The sequence below is a fragment of the Paenibacillus mucilaginosus 3016 genome (genome assembly GCF_000250655.1).
Taxonomy (GTDB): Bacteria; Bacillota; Bacilli; order Paenibacillales; family NBRC-103111; genus Paenibacillus_G; species Paenibacillus_G mucilaginosus.
This window is the reverse complement of sequence record NC_016935.1, coordinates 1,302,591-1,319,253: the sequence shown is the minus strand read 5'-3', so window position 1 is coordinate 1,319,253 and position 16,663 is coordinate 1,302,591. Positions and strand designations below refer to the sequence as shown.

Here is a 16,663-nt window from a genome sequence, read left to right as displayed (position 1 = left end):
CATCGCGTGCGTCCGGCTGTGCCGGCCGGGACTTACTGAGAGTATTGGGAACTATTTAAGGAGGATGTTATGAAAAAGAAAATGGTTATCGCAATTGCTGCTTCGATGATTACACTGACTAGTTTTACAGGAAGTACCAATGCAGCTTCGAAAGCAGAAGCTACTGTTACAGCTCCCTACAACACAAATCAAACAGCCGAACAGATAAAATGGTTAGAAGAGCATGCAGTGCCATTAAAAACAACGGATCCAACCGCATCTCTTCATGATTTAAGTCCGCTTAAGGATATGGTAGGATCAGCTGCAATTGTTGGTATCGGTGAAGCGATGCATGGAGCTCATGAAGTTTTTACAATGAAACATCGCATTGTTAATTATTTGGTACTTGGAATGGGCTTTAACGCCTTAGTGTTAGAAGAGGGATGGGACAGAGCATTGGGACTCGATCGCTATGTTCTTACGGGTAAAGGGGACCCGAGCCAGTATCTATCGCCTGTATTTAACACGAAAGAAATCATAGATCTACTTCAATGGATACGCCAATATAATGCTGATCCAAAGCATAAATCCAAAATACGGATCATCGGGATGGATATACAAACAGTAAACGAAAATGTGTATAACAATATCATAGAGTATGTAAAGAAACATAATCCAAAACTTGTAACCCGTTTCGAAAAAAAGATGGAGGGCCTTATTCCTGTAACAAAGGATATAGATACCTTTGGCGGCCTAACGAAAGAAAATAAAGAGCAATATGTTTCAGATGCGAAACAAATCAGCACTTTATTAGAACAAAATAAAAGTAAACTGAATGGAAAATCCCAAGAGTTCGCATGGATCAAACAAAATGCTCGTATTATCGAGCAATTTACGACAATGGCAGCTTCATATCCCGATAACCCGAAAGATTTTTATTTGAAACACGATATTTCCATGTATGAAAATGCGAAGTGGACAGAAGAACATGTAGGAAAAACAATGGTGTGGGGCCATAATGGACACGTTTCGAAAACAAATATGATCCCTTTCGTATACCCTAAAGTAGCGGGGCAGCATTTAGCAGAACATTATGGAAAACGGTATGTATCCATTGGAACATCTGTCTATGAGGGACGTTACAATGTTTATAACAGTAACCACGAATTTGGGCCCTATGGAACATTAAAATTAGATGACCCGAATAGCTATAACTATTCGTTTGGACAAGTCAATTACGACCAGTTTTTTGTTGATTTACGTAAGGCAAGCGGAGTGACAAAAACTTGGCTAAACGAGCAGCATCCCATTTTCGCTGGAATCACTACCGTAGGTCCAGATATCCCAACAACTGTTGATGTATCATTAGGTAAAACATTTGACATCATGGTTCAAATTCAGAAAGTGAACCCATCTCAACTGAATCAATAAAATCTTAGTGACATTATTTCTAGTCAACGATGAAGTCCACCCGCGATGCGAAGCGTGCGCAGCGAGAATGCTGGGTTGTCCAGATCAGGGGTAACTAGATAACAAATTAGGCACCGCATTTAGGTTTAGACTATAATATGATAGGAAACCAAACAGAAAGCTGCTTAGGGGTGGAACGACTTGTTGGATATGGTGAAACAATGGGTTTGGTATGATTGGATTATGCTGGGGCTCCGCCTTATTACCAGCCTTTCACTCATCCTCACGACGATACGTTTTCAAGAAGGTCTGGCGCTGCCTCTGTGGATCGTCATTTTTTTAGAGATTGCCGCTTTCTCTATTCCATGGGTTTGTTTGCAGCTGAACTATAAATATTATTTATTCACGGAAATCCTGCTATTTGGCGGACTATGTATTCATTTAACATCGCTATTTCCGGAAGCCTATCTTACCTTCCTGGTATCAGCGTTTCTTACCGCGGCGAACAGCGCTCATCAGTCCTATCGCTGGACGGCCCCGGCAACCGTCTTTATATTGCCGGGAGTTTTCCATATGGTTGCACCAAGCAACGGCTATTGGTTCATGGTCACCTACTATGGACTTGCTTATGTGATGGGATTCGCTTTTCATTTGCTGATCGTCAATCATCGGCAGAATACAACGATCCGCAAGCAAAATAAGGTACTTGAGCAATATATGTCCCAAATCGAACGCATTACGCTGGCAGAAGAACGAAACAGGCTGTCGAGGGAACTTCACGATACCGTCGGCCATGCTTATACATCCATCATCATGGGAATGGAAACACTGCGTTCCGAGCTTGCTACCGATACCGGTACACAGAGGCTGGATTCCTTGTTGGAGCTGGGCCGCAAAAGTATCGAGGAAGTGAGGAGCTACTTGCATCAAATGGAGTCTGCACAGCAGTCGCTCTCATTGGTCTTTTCTTTGCAAAAGCTTGGAGATGAATTTCAGGAGCATGCTCAAGTCGATGTGAACTTTAGCGCGTACGGAGAGGAGTACCCGCTGTCCCGGCAAGCGAAAATGACATTCATTCGCTGCTTGCAGGAGTCGCTGACCAATGCGGTTCGACATGGCCAGGCAACGGGAATTACCGTTACTCTGCAATTCGGGCAGCAATATACGAGGCTCGAGGTGCAGGATAACGGAAGAGGGATGGAAGAATGGCGGGAGGGCTTTGGCATGAACGCGATGAAGGAGCGGGCGATGAATCTGCAAGGTCAAGTGTCCGTCTATACGAAGCCGGGAGATGGGACGCTTGTCGTCTGTAATTTGCCGAGACCAGCGGAAAAGGCGGACGAACTTATTCGTCTGCTGGTGGCCGACGATCAACCGTTTATTCGGGAAAGTCTGCGGACATTGTTCGACAATTGCCCAGATTTAAACGTAGTCGGCTTGGCTGAGGATGGCGAGCAAGCCGTCGACCTGTGCGGACCTCTGCAGCCCCACGTTGTGCTTATGGATTTAGATATGCCGCACATAGACGGAGCCCAGGCAACCAAATTGATCAAGCAGCAATGGCCGCATATCCGTGTATTGATTTTGACGACGTTTCAGGATACGGACCAAGCGTTGGACTTATTGCGTAACGGTGCGGACGGTTTCCTCCTGAAATCGGCCGCACTGCTTGAGCTGGCCGATACAATCCGGCTTGTTCACCGAGGAGGTACGTTGATCGATCAGGAGATGTCCCACAAAATATTCGAGAAATTCGATGGGAGCATCCAATCTCCGCAATTGAAGGCTGCCGCTGACTATGAGCTGACAGCCAGGGAAGTAGAAATATTGCAGCTTGTTGCCAAAGGACTGCGGTACAAGACGATAGCTTCTAAACTGAATTTGTCGGACGGTACGGTCAGAAACTACGCCTCCTCCGCATATATAAAGCTAGGAGTACACAATAAGGAAGAAGCTTACCAGAAAGCATTGGATATCGGGATCATTCATTAAGTTAGGGCCTATATGCAAGCCTATGCAAGCTACAGCATAATCGAGGCTGAATCCAGATTATGAATTCCTCAGGATTTCTGCGAACGTACTGTGCTATGTCACCGAGCAGCCCAGACCATCCCCCTTTGAACCATGGTCAGCACCTGAGGAATTAGCAAAATATCCGGGGAATGTCCCAAGGCGTTAAAATACACACGCCCATTCCCGTATTTCTTAATCCAAGCAACCGGCATCCCTACCGGTCTCCAAACCAGCGGTGGATCTATCTGTTCAAAATATGTATTAGCGAGTACTTGAACGGACGGTTCAAACATCATATACCATTGTTCCGTCGTTACGACAAAATCACCGATCCCCATGACAAGCGGATTGTATGGCTCGGTAATATGAACCTTGTAGGTGACACCCGCATCTCCAGGATGCCGGAGAAACTGACCGCCAACCATCCCTTGATATTCAATTTCACAACGGAAAGCATCGCCCATCCCGTGAACGCCCGCGATTCCTGTGCCCGCTTGAACCACGCTCGTAAAATTTTTCAGCTGCTCCGGGGTCAGTGAGCCGGCGGTCCAGATCGGCACGATTAAATCAGTTCTTCTTAGTTTTTCTACATCCAAAAAGACATCAAGTGAATCTGCAATTTCTACCTCGAAGTTCTGCTCGCGCAAAACTCCGGCTAAAATATGGGCAATAACGCGGGGCTGATGCCCTGAATATCCTCCCTGCACAATTAAGGCATATTTCATCTCCGGTTTTCTCCAGTAGGTAAAAAAGGGGGTGCTCGTCAAGAGAGATCCAGCCATGCGAAGCCTCTCCCTTCTTTCTATAATTAGCTTCTCTTCTCCACTAAGTGTATGACACAACTGAACACTCAATGTGTTCGGAATCGCCCTGAAGATACATTGCGAACTCTCAAAGACAAGCTGGTTAACCATCCCTCTCCGAAGCAATCCCCGCTTCACACCACACGCATTCCACAACCATCAAAAGCCCGGTATCCAAGGTCGAATGGATCCCCTTGGCTTCCTTGGAGAAGATGAGCCAGGTCGAGTACGATGTTCTGATGAACATGGATACCATAAATCAGCGTCGCTTTTTTCCGCTTTCCGAGCAGTCAGACACCCTTAGCTATAATTTCAAAAAGCCCTCATCTTGTTAGACAAGGTGGGGGCTATTTGACGCTTACTTTGCACAGGCGAGGCGCCCATTTTATTGTTTTCGGCAGAGGATCAGATGAGGACCTAGCGAATGTTGCGGCTGCAATGGCATAACTCGATAACAGCTGGACATTTGACGTAAAACGCTTTCTTTCCATTTCTTAGGGATTCGATGCTGCGATATAATCTGCAGTCCGGATGGCTAACGCAATGGTCGAAAGCGTTGGATTGGCTCCTCCTGTACCAGGAAACACACTATTGTCTGCAACAAATAATCCGGTTATGTTATGAATTTGCCCGAATGGATTCGTTGCCGAGGTGTAGGGATCGATGCCCATCCGGCACGTTCCCGATTCATGGTTGTCTGCGCCGGGAGGCAGCAGGCATATGCCGGGAGGTTGAATTACGCTCTCCCAGGCAGCGGCAGCACGCAGCAGCGTTTGTGACATTTGGGCCATAACGGCCCAGTCCCTGTAACTATAGCTGAAATCCACCTTGATTATCGGAACGCCATATTCATCCCTCTTATATGGATCAAGCGTTATACGGTTTGCATAACGAGGTTCCACGCTCCCAAAAGCGTTCAATTCCAGTTTCTTTTCATCTGCTAATCCCGAAGGATAAACCTGGATTTGATAGGGGTGGCCTTCCGTCTGGGGAATAATCAATGCGTAAGGAAATGCTTCGAAACTGATTCCTTGCGCGAACCCCTCCTGCCTCATCTGCACGGTGACCCGCAAATAAGAGTGGTTTTGCAAATAATGGCCGATGCTAGGTCCAGGAATTGCCGAATGCAAAAGAAGTCTCGGGGTTTGAAAAGCGCCGGCTGCCAGGATAATATTTTTAGCCTTCAACCTATAAAAACTCTTGTCCTTCCTCATCACTTCAACGCCACATGCTCTGCCGCCGCAGGTGAGAATCCGGGTGGCCCTCGCCTGTACAGCCAGATCATAGGGATGCAAGTTTAAGCTTTCACCCAAAAATTGGATAGAGCTGAAATAAACGTTGGAATTAATGGTGCCTTTATAATTAAGCGGCTCAAAATCAAGTGCCCTTGGTGCATATTTCGCCTGCGGAAATCCATTCACTTGCAGCCGATTCAACAGTACTTCCCACATAGGGTATTTGAAAGAAAAATAGTCTCGGACGTTCATAAATTGCTCAGCAATCCCAAAGTAATAATTCAGCTCCTGCATCGGTACAGGCCAATCGGCCAGCACACCTGCGTATGGCCGAGGGGCGATAGCGGTCCAGAACAGCGTTTTTCCGCCCAGCGCAGTCACTTGCGTTGCACCTAACATGTCTGGAGCGCTGCCTTCAACCGGTTGTTTGACGGCTCGCAAATAGCTTGAAAAGCGGAATTCATCGGATAGTGTGCTGATATTGCGGGCATGTGTATCTAATAAAGTATCCCCGGCTTCAATTACACCAATCCGCTTATCGGCCCCCCATCGCTGGCACATTCGCCATAAAGCCGCACCGCCCCCCGCACCTGAACCTACGATGAGAACATCATATTCCCGGTGCTCCATCTCGTCAAGCGATGCTAACGGCAGCCAATTCAATTGAATCGCTTGTGCAACCTCCGGACATTCAGAGATGAATGGACTGCTCATTCGTATTTTCCTCAATCCCCAAGTGTATTAAGCCTCGGTTATTATATATTCCACAGTGCCAGCCGCTATGAATCCGTTTCTATTGCAATATGGTTCGTTTCGCCCCCTCGTCCCCAATTCGTCCCCAAGCCTAAAATCCGGGCATTCCCCTCCCACTAAAAGTTCTTATTTATCCATGTTTTGACGCATTGCACAAAAAAAAGAGGCCCTCCAACGGGGAGGGCCTTAAGGTGTATATATTAAAAAGGGGGTCTTGAGACTTATCATACAGCCTTAAGATGAAAAGCGTGTAACAAACATATTTCAGTTATGTAACAATTTTGAAAGCGCTGCAGTTCATCTGAGAATGAATCTCAAGATACTGAGAAATACTTTCAAATCTTTGATAAAACTTATCATCATAATGAAAATCACTATCAAATCGCTGAAAATCGCTATCAATTAAAGTATTTGCCAAAATTTCAGGCTTGACGTATAATCCGAGACATACAGCCCCTCTATTTTCTCTAGTGATGTCTGCTAGAAGATACCGGGCTTATCCCGTCATCCGGACAACATACAGCATGGACCTCCGGAGAATACACTGTAGGAAAGGTCGGTGATCCCATGTACGACTACCATCATCTGCACCATGTCAAGGAACAGTCCCGTTCCAAGAAAACCTTATGGATTACGCTGCTCCTCACGGCTTTCTTCACGGTCGTGGAGATCGTCGGCGGCCTGCTCTCCAACTCGCTCGCCCTCCTCTCGGATTCGGCTCATATGATCTCGGACGTCATTGCCCTCGGGCTGAGCATGACCGCCATCTATCTCGCCTCGCGTCCGCCCAACGCCCAGTTCACGTTCGGCTATCTGCGCTTCGAGATTATCGCCTCGTTCCTGAACGGGCTGGCTCTCGCCGTCATCGCCATCGGCATCTTCATCGAGGGTGGACGCCGGTTCATCGAGCCGCAGACGATCGATTTCAAGCTGATGCTGGCCATCGCCTCCATCGGGTTTCTGGTGAATCTGACCTTGACGCTCGTCCTCAGCCGCAGCATGAAGGAAGAAGAGAATCTCAATATCCAGAGCGCCTTGTGGCACTTCATCGGCGATCTGCTCAGCTCCGCCGGTGTCATCGTATCGGCAGTCGTCATTTATTTTACAGGCCTGCAGTGGGTCGATCCCCTGGTCAGTATGCTGATCGGCGGCATCATCTTCGCCGGCGGCGTCAAGATTCTGAAGGAGTCCTATCTTATTCTGATGGAATCCGTTCTGACCGCTTCAATCTCGATGAGATCCGTTCGGCCATCGGGAACGTGGAAGGCGTCGAAGACGTGCATGAAATGCACCTGTGGGCCGTATCGAGCGACCATTACTCGCTGACCGCCCATGTCTTCGTAGACGAAAAAGTGCAGCCTTTCTGCATCATCCTCGCCATCAACGAGACCCTCAAGGAGAAATTCGGCATCGAGCATTCCACCATCCAAACGGAGCATGCGACAATCCATCCGCACGGTGACTATGGCAGAGAATTCCTTCGCAGCAAGGAAGAAGGCCAGTCCTTCTCTTGAGGCATTCCTCCCTGGTCCCCACAAGTCAAACACCCTTTCCCCGGCGCCCGGCCGGAGAAAGGGTGTTATGGCCATGCATCTAACCTATATCAATAAGGAATGAATCAGTCCTGTCCCCGTTCGTACCAGTACCCGGGAATGCCCCGCTCCAGCCGGAGCAGCGTCTCCAGATAGAAGTAATCGCCCCAGCTCATATAGTCGTCCGGCGACTTGTTCTCGCGTACGCTGTAAGAGCCGTGCAGCAGCAGACCTTCGGCGTCGGGCCGGCCCATCGTGGAGTAGTTCTCCACGAGCGAGGTGACCGAACGCTGCAGGGCCGCCTCGAAGTAGGCGCGGTCCGGATGCGTACCGTCCAGATGCGCGAGCAGCTCGATGGTGCCGGCTGCGGCAATGGCCGAAGCGGAGCTGTCGCGCCGCGTCTCTCCGTTCACCGGCGCATCGAAGTCCCAGTACGCTACGCTGTCCTCGGGCAGATGCTCGTAGAAGAAGCGGGCCAGCCGGCGGGAGGTCTCGAGATACAGAGGGTTCTTCGTGTAACGGTAGGACAAGGCAAAGCCGTAGATGCCCCAGGCCTGCCCGCGCGTCCAAGTGGAGCCGTCCCGGTAGCCTTGGGCCGTTCCGCCGCGGATCGAATCACCGTTCTGCGGATCGAAGTAGAACGTGTGATACGATGAGTCGTCCCCCCGGACGAGGAAGCGACGGGATTTATCCGCATGGATGACGGCGACGTTACGGTACTTCTCTTCCCCCGTCTGCCCGTAAGCCCAATACAGCAGCGGCAGATTCATCATGCAGTCGATGATGATCCGGCCCCCGTTGTGCGGGTCCCCTTCTTCTCCCCAGGCCTGGATGAAGCCGCCCTGGGGACGCCAACGCCGCATGAGCACATCGGCTGCCTCCAGCGTAAGCTTCCTGGCCTCTTCGTCCCCCTCGATCAGCCACTGGGCTTTGGCCGAGAGCGAGTACAGGAAGCCGATATCATGGTGATCAAGCACGCGGTTCTGATCCAGCCGGCGGCGGAAGCTGTCGACCGTACGGCCTGCGGCCTGCCGGAACGCTGCATCGCCCGAGTATTCGTAGCACAGCCAGAGCATACCGGACCAGAAGCCCTCGGTCCAGTCCGTATTGTCGTTCAGAATGTACTTGTCTCCTGCGCCTACATGAGGGAATTTGTCGCCAAACCGGTTGATATTCTCTCTTGTCTTCCCTACCGCATCTTCGATGGCCTGCTGCCACAAGGTCATTAGCCGGACACTCCTCTTCGGATTGGGATGGGACTGTTCATCATTTCACCTAAGGCTGGGTGGACAAGCGGGCCATGAGCTGCAGCGGAATACGGATCTCCGGGGTATCGGCAGCGTCGTTCTTCTCCTCCGCCTGAGGCGGCTGACCTTCTTCCCCTTCCGCTTCTTTGCCGCCGAGCTTCTGAAGCATGAGCTCCATCGCAAGCTTCGCCTGATCGTTGTAAGGAATGTCCAGCGTCGACAGTCCCGGATAGCAGAGCGCAGACAGCGGATCATTGTTGATGCCGATGATCTTGTAATCCTGCGGCACCCGGAGTCCCTGGCTCTGGACGGCCGACATGAAGGTGAACGCCGTGAAGTCATCGAAACCGATCATGCCGACCGGTCCCTCACCCGCACCGAGCTTTCCAATCCCGTCCACAGCTTCTTCAACAGACCCGGGGTACCGCTGCGTCTCGAGAATACCGGACTCTACCTGCTCCGGGAGCCGGGCGAGCCCCGCCTGGAACCCGAGCCGGCGCTGCGCGTCCACCGCGTGCGCTTCCGGCCGGCTGAGGTAATAAATCCGCCGGCAGCCGCTCTCATAGAGATGCAGCACAGCCGCCTCCACGCCGCCGGCAAAGTCGAGATTGACGGCCCCGATGGCGATATCGCCCGGCCAGCCCCAGCCGTTGAACAGCACGAGCGGTGTCCCGTCGCGGACAATCTGCCGTGTCGCGTCCTGTGACATGGCAAGGCCGTGGCAGAAGAGGCCGTCGACCCGGCGCTGCAGCAGCACGTCGAGATGCCGCTTCTCGATCTCCGGGTCGAACCCGGCAGCCGAGAACACGGACAAGTGGTAGCCGTGCAGGTGGGCCATGCGCTGCATCTCCTCGGCGAAACGGCCGTAATAGCCGCCGAAACCGGGCACCAGCATGCCGAGCTCGTAGGACTTGCGCCGGCTGAGACTGGCCGCCATGACGTTGCGGCGGTAGCCGAGCTGCTCTGCGGCTTCCTCTACCTTGCGGATCGTCTCCTCGGACATCGGGACATTCCGGCGGTTGAGCACATTCGAGACCGTTGCGATCGAAACGCCAGCCGCTTCGGCAAGGTCTACGATAGTAATCTGGCGTTTTCTGCTCATGTCACCCACAACCCCTTTTCCTTAATGAAATGAACGAAATAATCCTTCATCCTGTTGATTGAAACGTTTAAACACATTGTACCTTCTCCATTTCTACCCGTCAATGCTTTTTGAAGCCGCTACGAAAAAAGCTTCCCTTCCCTGCTGCCGCAGTGAAGAGAAGCCGGATAAGACCAGTTACATGCCGAGCCATTTCTTGAACAGATGCTTCGTCGTATCGAGGTTCATCGCTGCGATGGAGGTCGTCAGCGGAATGCCCTTCGGGCAGGAACGCACGCAGTTCTGCGAGTTGCCGCAGCCCTCGATCCCGCCGTCTTCCATCAGCGCCTCGAGACGCTCGTGCGCGTTCATCTCCCCTGTCGGGTGAGCGTTGAACAGACGCACCTGCGATACGGCCGCAGGTCCGATGAAGTCCGTCTTGTCGTTGACATTCGGACAGGACTCCAGGCAGACACCGCAGGTCATGCACTTCGACAGCTCGTAAGCCCATTGGCGCTTCGCTTCCGCCATACGCGGCCCCGGACCGAGATCGTACGTACCGTCGATCGGGATCCATGCTTTGACCTTCTTCAGCGCGGAGAACATACGCTCCCGGTTGATGACAAGGTCACGCACGACAGGGAACGTGGACATCGGAGCAATGCGGATCGGCTGCTCGAGCTTGTCGACGAGCGCGGAGCACGCCTGGCGCGGCTTGCCGTTAATAACCATGGAGCAGGCGCCGCATACTTCCTCAAGGCAGTTCGATTCCCAGCATACCGGCGTCGTTGTTTTGCCCGAAGCGTTCACCGGATTACGCTGAATTTCCATCAGCGCCGAGATGACGTTCATGTTGGGGCGGTAAGGCACTTCGAATTCCTCGGTGTAGGACTTGCCGTCCGCGGAATCCTGGCGGGTGACGATGAATTTAACCTTCCTGCTTGCAGTTGCGGTTGCTTCGGCCATGATTAATGACCTCCCTTCTTCTTATCGGTCGTATAGTCACGCTTACGCGGTGCAATGAGAGACACGTCGACTTCTTCGTACGAAATTTGCGGGCCTTCGGCCGTCCATGCCGCCTTGGTCGTCTTCAGGAACTGCTCGTCGTTGCGCTCAGGGAACTCCGGCTTGTAGTGGGCTCCGCGGCTTTCGTTCCGCAGCAGGGCGCCGAGCGTCATCGCATGCGCGAGCTCGAGCATGTTCCACAGCTGGCGGGTGTACGCCACACCAGGGTTGTTGTAGCGCGCGGAGTCGTTGATATTGATGTTCTTGTAGCGCTGCTTGAGCTCGTTGATCTTGTCGATCGTCTGCTCGAGCTTCTTGTTATAACGAACAACCGTCATGTTATCGGTCATCCATTCGCCGAGCTCTTTACCGAGCACGTATGCATTCTCTTTGCCGTCCATATTCAGGATGCCTTCGTACTTGTCCGTGTGCAGCTTGCCGTAACGGTCGAATACGGAGGAGGAGATGTCATCGGCCGACTTGTCGAGTCCACGGATGTACTCGATCGCTTTCGGACCGGTAACCATTCCGCCGAAGATCGCGGACAGCAGGGAGTTCGCACCGAGACGGTTCGCACCGTGGTACTGGTATTCGCACTCGCCGCAGGCGAAGAGGCCCGGGATGTTCGTCATCTGGTTGTAGTCGACCCACATGCCGCCCATCGAATAGTGTACCGCAGGGAAAATCTTCATCGGAATCTTGCGCGGGTCGTCGCCCATGAACTTCTCGTAGATCTCAATGATCCCGCCGAGCTTCACGTCGAGCTCCTTCGGATCCTTATGCGACAGGTCGAGGTAAACCATGTTCTCGCCGTTGACGCCGAGCTTCATGTCTACGCAGACCGCAAAAATCTCACGTGTTGCAATATCACGCGGTACGAGGTTGCCGTACGCCGGATATTTCTCTTCCAGGAAGTACCACGGCTTGCCGTCCTTGTACGTCCATACGCGGCCGCCTTCGCCCCGTGCGGATTCGGACATCAGGCGCAGCTTGTCGTCGCCCGGGATCGCCGTAGGGTGAATCTGGATGAACTCGCCGTTGGCATAGTGCACACCCTGCTGGTACACGGCACTCGCTGCCGTACCGGTGTTGATGACGGAGTTCGTCGTCTTGCCGAAAATGATGCCGGGGCCCCCGGTAGCCAGGATGACCGCATCGGCCTTGAAGGTATTGACTTCCATGCTTCGCAGATCCTGCCCTGCGATCCCGCGGCATACGCCGTCGTCATCGAGAACCGCGCCGAGGAACTCCCAGTGCTCGTACTTCTTGACGAGACCCGCGGTCTCCCAGCGGCGTACCTGCTCATCGAGCGCGTACAGCAGCTGCTGGCCGGTGGTTGCGCCTGCGAACGCGGTACGGTGGTGCTTCGTGCCCCCGAAACGGCGGAAATCCAGGAGACCTTCCGGCGTACGGTTGAACATAACGCCCATCCGGTCCATAAGATGGATGATGCCCGGTGCGGCTTCGCACATGGCTTTAACCGGCGGCTGGTTCGCAAGGAAGTCGCCCCCGTATACAGTATCGTCGAAGTGCTCCCAAGGCGAGTCGCCTTCCCCTTTGGTGTTGACGGCACCGTTGATGCCGCCCTGAGCACAGACGGAGTGAGAACGTTTAACCGGTACCAAGGAGAACAGGTCGACGTGAACGCCGGCCTCTGCTGCTTTGATGGTCGCCATCAAGCCTGCCAGGCCTCCACCGACTACGATAATTTTAGAATTCGCCATGATTGTCCGTTCCCCCTTAATGCGTTGCCGTCTGCGGCACTTGCTGGAACTGCGGATCCGTGAAGGCCGTCAGAGACAGAATGAACATAATAGACATGATTACGAACACACCCATCCACACGTAAGTGGAGACGCGCTGTGCCCGAGGACCTACCGTAACGCCCCAGCTGACGAGGAACGACCACATCCCGTTGCTGAAGTGGAACACGGCAGCAACGATGCCGATACAGTAGAATACGAAGTTGACGGTGTCGGTAGCAATGTGATGCATCTGCACGCCGATCGCTTCCTGCGCCACATTCCCGAGTGTAATCTGGAACCGCGTCTGGAAGAAGTGGAACGCCACGAAGATGAAGGTAATGACACCGGTTACGCGCTGCAGGAAGAACATCTGGTTACGGAAGTAACCGTAGTTATTCACGTTGTTGCGGGCGGTGTAAGCCACATACAATCCGTAGATGGCGTGGTAGGCCAGTGGAATCCAGATCCCGAAGATCTCAAGCACAAGCACGAGCGGAAGACCGTGAAGCCATTCGACGTGCTCCAGGAATCCCTCGTGCCCGCCCTTGAACGCTGAGTAATTCGTCAGCAGGTGCTCGATCAGGAAGAAACCGACCGGGATAACACCCAACAATGAATGCAGCTTTCGAGAATAATACGAGTTTTTAAACATTACAATCCGTTCCCCCCTCAAGATAAGGCTTGTCACCGATTCGTCAAAACCATTTACCATTGTACTCCCGCATACATAGAGCGTCAACCGAGAAACCCCATCTTATTTTCCATGAATCGACAATCTTTTATGCAGTTCGCGGCAATTTTTGTGAACATGTCGTGACAATACCATACTACTCCCGTTTCGCTTATAATGGAAGTGCAGATTATTTATATCGCCTTATAACCGGTGCGCATAACTATTCTCATAAAAAGGGGTCTCCGTCCCATGGAACATCTTATCGAATTCGCGGCCGTCGTCGAGCAGCAGAGCCTGAACAAAGCCTCCCTGCTCCTGAACATCTCGCAGCCCGCCCTCTCCCGCAAAATCATGCGGCTCGAAGAAGAGCTCGGGGTTGCGCTCTTCAAACGCAAGGGCAAACGGCTGGAGCTCACCCGGGCCGGCGAGATCTGCTACGAGTATGCGATCGAGCAGAAGCGCCTTGAGCGCAAGCTCCGCCAGGCCCTGCAGGCTTATTCCACCGACAGCAAGCCCGCCAGCATTATTATCGGCGCCTCGCTCACGACGCTGCAGTCCACCCTGCCGGAGCTCATCACGATCTATACGCAGGCTTACCCGCATACGGATATCAAAGCCGTGACCGGCAAGACGCATGAGATCGTCCCGCTCGTCAAGGAGAAGAAGGTCGACATCGGACTGGTCGCCTCCCAAATGTCGGATCCCGCGCTGACCTGTGTGCCGCTGTTCGACGACCATCTCTGCCTCGTCCTGCCCGAGGTCCATCCGCTGCAGGACAAGGAGGAGGTCGACATCCGCGACCTCCACGAACTGCCGATGATCCTCTTCTCCCGCGGCACGTGGTACCGCGTGCTCATGGACGAGATGTTCCACCGGTACGAGGTGCATCCCGACGTCAAGATGGAGATCGACTCCTTCGAGGCCATCATCCGGCTGGTCTCCACCTGTAAGGCGGCCACGCTTCTGCCCGAATCCTACCTGCGGCACAACTGGCTGGCGGACAACGAGGTCACCGTGAGATACATCCCCGAGCTGGAACAAACGAAAAGAACGACTTCCCTGCTCTTCATAGAGGAAGCCGTTCTGGAGCCGTCCATCCGCCGTTTCATCGACCATGCGGTGCATCATTTCCGCTCCGAGGGCGGAAGTTCCTCCAGCTGATCGCCTGCCGCTGCCGGCAGCCATAATGTTTCTTCTATTATATAGAGAGAAGGCGGAGCCTAAGGCTCCGCCTTCTCTTCGAGACCCAGCCGCCTGGCCGCATAGGCGGTCGTCCCGGCCTGCAGCAGGATCGTGACAAGCACGGCGAGGAAGGTCACCGACGCGATGATGTCCGCGTGGGCGATGCCCATCCCCACCACCATGCCGGACAAGGCCGCCGGGATGACGCCGGTCTCGCGCACCCAGAACATGAAGAGCAGTTCATTGCGCTCCCATTTCGCACGCGTGTCCGGAAGAGCACATAAGAGCACGGTCATCGGCCTTGCGATCAGCATGAAGATGGCGATCACGCCAAGACTCGGCACGAGATACTCCCCGATCACCCCAAAGTCGACCTGGCTTCCAAGGAGGACAAAGATCAGCATCCGAAGGAGCACCGTAAGGTTCTCCGCCACATGATGCAGTTCCTGCTTCCGATCGGCGAAATCCAGCCCGAACAGCTCGGCATTCCCCCAGATCAGTCCAGCCGTGAATGTCGCCATAAAACCGCTCACATGGAGCAGATCCCCTGCGAGATATGCGCCTGCAGCCGTTACAAGCATAACGATTCCCGCATAGTCCCGGAGGAACCCAAACTTTCGGTGCACCGTCAAGAAGGCAAGCGCGAGACCGATCAAGACACCGGCGCCGATCCCGCCGAGAGCGGTGATCAAAAACTCCTTCACCGAATCGCCAAGGGAGATCGCTCCCCCTCCGGTCAGAGCACCAAGCAGAGTGAACGTGAGAATCGATCCTGTCGCATCGTTGAAGGCGGATTCGCTCTCGACCGTCTCCCTGACCTTCGTCCGAACCCTTACCTGCTTGAATACCGGAATCAGCGTCGCCGGATCGGTCGACGAAATGATCGCGCCCAGCAGCAGCGCATACATCCACGGCAGATGAAGCAGCCAGTGTGAAGCGGCCGCGACAATCGCGCAGGTAATCAGAACTCCCGGGATACTAAGCAGCGTGAGCGTGAGCCATACCTTCTTCAGGCCGGCAAGACGGATATTCCGTCCTCCGTCGAAGAGGATCAAGGTAGATCCCACGGTCAGGATGAACTGGTTCGTGAAGGAACTGCTCGGCTCATGAATCCAGTGCAGCAGCGGACCCAGCACAATTCCGGCAATCAGGAACAGAGCCACGTCCGGGAGCTTCAGCAGACCGGAGAGACGTCCCACCAGCATGCCGGTCAGCAGGATGATGACGAGCAGGTACAGCACGTGTTCCAATGAAACGCCTTGTTCCATCTTCCTCATCCCATCAGTTTAGTAATTGATCGGTACGGTCCATAAGGGGTCCCATTAGGAAGAAGCCATTAACGGATGACCGCATTCTCGAAGGTCTCGATCTGCTGGTTCGTTCCGATGATGACCATAATATCCTTCTCTTCCACCGTATCCGTTGCCGTCGGCGCGATGATCACGCCGTCCTTCTTGTTAATCGCCACCACACTGCAGCCATAACGCGCCCGCGTATCGAGCTCTTTCAGCGAGCGGCCGGACAGACATCGCGGCACCGCCAGCTCGGCAATGGTATACTCCTTCGAAAGCTCGATATAATCGAGCAGATTCGGCGAGACGAGCTGGTGCGCCACCCGGATGCCCATATCGCGTTCCGGATAGATGACCCGGTCCACACCAATCTTGCTCAATACTTTGCCATGGAGCTCCGATAGCGCCTTGGCCACGACATTGCCCACACCGATATCCTTTAGCAGAATGGCCGTGAGAATGCTTGACTGGATGTCATCCCCGATCGACACGACGACACAATCGAAGTTGCGGATCCCCAGCGACCGGAGCACCTCTTCATCGGTAGCGTCGGCTACGACGACATGGGTCAGCTTGTCAGCCATCTCCTCGACAGACTCCTCATCCTTATCGATGCCGAGCACCTCATAGCCAAGCTTCATGAGTTCCATTGCTACGGAGGAGCCGAAGCGGCCCAGTCCGATGACAGCGTATTGGCTGCGTTTCATGTGTTG

At 53.3% G+C, this 16,663-nt stretch carries 12 protein-coding genes and 1 pseudogene; 4 read left to right on the top strand and 9 right to left on the bottom strand.

What is annotated here, in order from left to right; genetic code table 11:
• Window positions 1-69: 69 nt before the first annotated feature.
• Both PM3016_RS06000 and PM3016_RS05995 read left to right on the top strand, forming a co-directional pair.
• On the top strand, window positions 70-1,410 hold the full coding sequence (locus PM3016_RS06000; protein WP_014368754.1) for an erythromycin esterase family protein: 1,341 nt from the start codon (window positions 70-72) through the stop codon (window positions 1,408-1,410).
• 180 nt (window positions 1,411-1,590) lie between these two features.
• Window positions 1,591-3,381, top strand: a complete 1,791-nt coding sequence (locus PM3016_RS05995) for a helix-turn-helix transcriptional regulator (protein ID WP_085979946.1) — start codon at window positions 1,591-1,593, stop codon at window positions 3,379-3,381.
• Between the two features lie 98 nt (window positions 3,382-3,479).
• Here the strand turns inward: PM3016_RS05995 and PM3016_RS05990 are convergent, their stop codons facing one another.
• Entirely contained in the window at window positions 3,480-4,127 is a 648-nt protein-coding gene (locus PM3016_RS05990) for a ThuA domain-containing protein (RefSeq protein ID WP_041619386.1), read from the bottom strand.
• Between the two features lie 572 nt (window positions 4,128-4,699).
• Entirely contained in the window at window positions 4,700-6,154 is a 1,455-nt protein-coding gene (locus tag PM3016_RS05985) for a GMC oxidoreductase (protein WP_014368751.1), read from the bottom strand.
• A 606-nt stretch (window positions 6,155-6,760) separates the two neighbouring features.
• On the opposite strand from PM3016_RS05985, the pseudogene PM3016_RS05980 reads away from it, so the two are divergent.
• Window positions 6,761-7,707: pseudogene (locus PM3016_RS05980) on the top strand (cation diffusion facilitator family transporter).
• Window positions 7,708-7,811: 104 nt separating this feature from the next.
• Here the strand turns inward: PM3016_RS05980 and PM3016_RS05975 are convergent.
• The 5 genes from PM3016_RS05975 to PM3016_RS05955 form a co-directional block, all read right to left on the bottom strand.
• Complete coding sequence (locus PM3016_RS05975; protein WP_014368750.1) at window positions 7,812-8,951, bottom strand: glycoside hydrolase family 88 protein; 1,140 nt, start codon at window positions 8,949-8,951, stop codon at window positions 7,812-7,814.
• A 49-nt stretch (window positions 8,952-9,000) separates the two neighbouring features.
• Window positions 9,001-10,074 carry a LacI family DNA-binding transcriptional regulator gene (locus tag PM3016_RS05970; protein ID WP_013917456.1) on the bottom strand — a complete coding sequence of 358 codons (1,074 nt, stop codon included), beginning with the start codon at window positions 10,072-10,074 and terminating at the stop codon, window positions 9,001-9,003.
• Between the two features lie 177 nt (window positions 10,075-10,251).
• Complete coding sequence (gene sdhB / locus PM3016_RS05965) at window positions 10,252-11,019, bottom strand: succinate dehydrogenase iron-sulfur subunit (RefSeq protein ID WP_013917455.1); 768 nt, start codon at window positions 11,017-11,019, stop codon at window positions 10,252-10,254.
• 2 nt (window positions 11,020-11,021) lie between these two features.
• Window positions 11,022-12,782: a succinate dehydrogenase flavoprotein subunit gene (gene sdhA / locus PM3016_RS05960; RefSeq protein ID WP_014368748.1), complete on the bottom strand. Its 1,761-nt coding sequence runs from the start codon at window positions 12,780-12,782 to the stop codon at window positions 11,022-11,024.
• A gap of 16 nt (window positions 12,783-12,798) precedes the next feature.
• Entirely contained in the window at window positions 12,799-13,455 is a 657-nt protein-coding gene (locus tag PM3016_RS05955; RefSeq protein ID WP_014368747.1) for a succinate dehydrogenase cytochrome b558 subunit, read from the bottom strand.
• A gap of 270 nt (window positions 13,456-13,725) precedes the next feature.
• On the opposite strand from PM3016_RS05955, the gene PM3016_RS05950 reads away from it, so the two are divergent.
• Entirely contained in the window at window positions 13,726-14,637 is a 912-nt protein-coding gene (locus PM3016_RS05950; RefSeq protein ID WP_014368746.1) for a LysR family transcriptional regulator, read from the top strand.
• A gap of 59 nt (window positions 14,638-14,696) precedes the next feature.
• Here PM3016_RS05950 and PM3016_RS05945 read toward each other — a convergent pair whose 3' ends face one another.
• Window positions 14,697-15,926, bottom strand: coding sequence for a cation:proton antiporter (locus PM3016_RS05945; protein ID WP_014368745.1), 1,230 nt, complete (start codon window positions 15,924-15,926; stop codon window positions 14,697-14,699).
• Window positions 15,927-15,994: 68 nt separating this feature from the next.
• Entirely contained in the window at window positions 15,995-16,657 is a 663-nt protein-coding gene (locus PM3016_RS05940) for a potassium channel family protein (protein ID WP_013917450.1), read from the bottom strand.
• Window positions 16,658-16,663: the final 6 nt, after the last annotated feature.

Coding starts and splice junctions, on each gene's coding strand:
- PM3016_RS05945 (WP_014368745.1), bottom strand. CDS start 15,926: ATGGAACAAGGCGTTTCATTGGAACACGTGCTGTACCTGCTCGTCATC.
- PM3016_RS05950 (WP_014368746.1), top strand. CDS start 13,726: ATGGAACATCTTATCGAATTCGCGGCCGTCGTCGAGCAGCAGAGCCTG.
- sdhB (WP_013917455.1), bottom strand. CDS start 11,019: ATGGCCGAAGCAACCGCAACTGCAAGCAGGAAGGTTAAATTCATCGTC.
- PM3016_RS05990 (WP_041619386.1), bottom strand. CDS start 4,127: ATGAAATATGCCTTAATTGTGCAGGGAGGATATTCAGGGCATCAGCCC.
- PM3016_RS06000 (WP_014368754.1), top strand. CDS start 70: ATGAAAAAGAAAATGGTTATCGCAATTGCTGCTTCGATGATTACACTG.
- PM3016_RS05955 (WP_014368747.1), bottom strand. CDS start 13,455: ATGTTTAAAAACTCGTATTATTCTCGAAAGCTGCATTCATTGTTGGGT.
- PM3016_RS05940 (WP_013917450.1), bottom strand. CDS start 16,657: ATGAAACGCAGCCAATACGCTGTCATCGGACTGGGCCGCTTCGGCTCC.
- PM3016_RS05970 (WP_013917456.1), bottom strand. CDS start 10,074: ATGAGCAGAAAACGCCAGATTACTATCGTAGACCTTGCCGAAGCGGCT.
- PM3016_RS05975 (WP_014368750.1), bottom strand. CDS start 8,951: ATGACCTTGTGGCAGCAGGCCATCGAAGATGCGGTAGGGAAGACAAGA.
- PM3016_RS05985 (WP_014368751.1), bottom strand. CDS start 6,154: ATGAGCAGTCCATTCATCTCTGAATGTCCGGAGGTTGCACAAGCGATT.
- sdhA (WP_014368748.1), bottom strand. CDS start 12,782: ATGGCGAATTCTAAAATTATCGTAGTCGGTGGAGGCCTGGCAGGCTTG.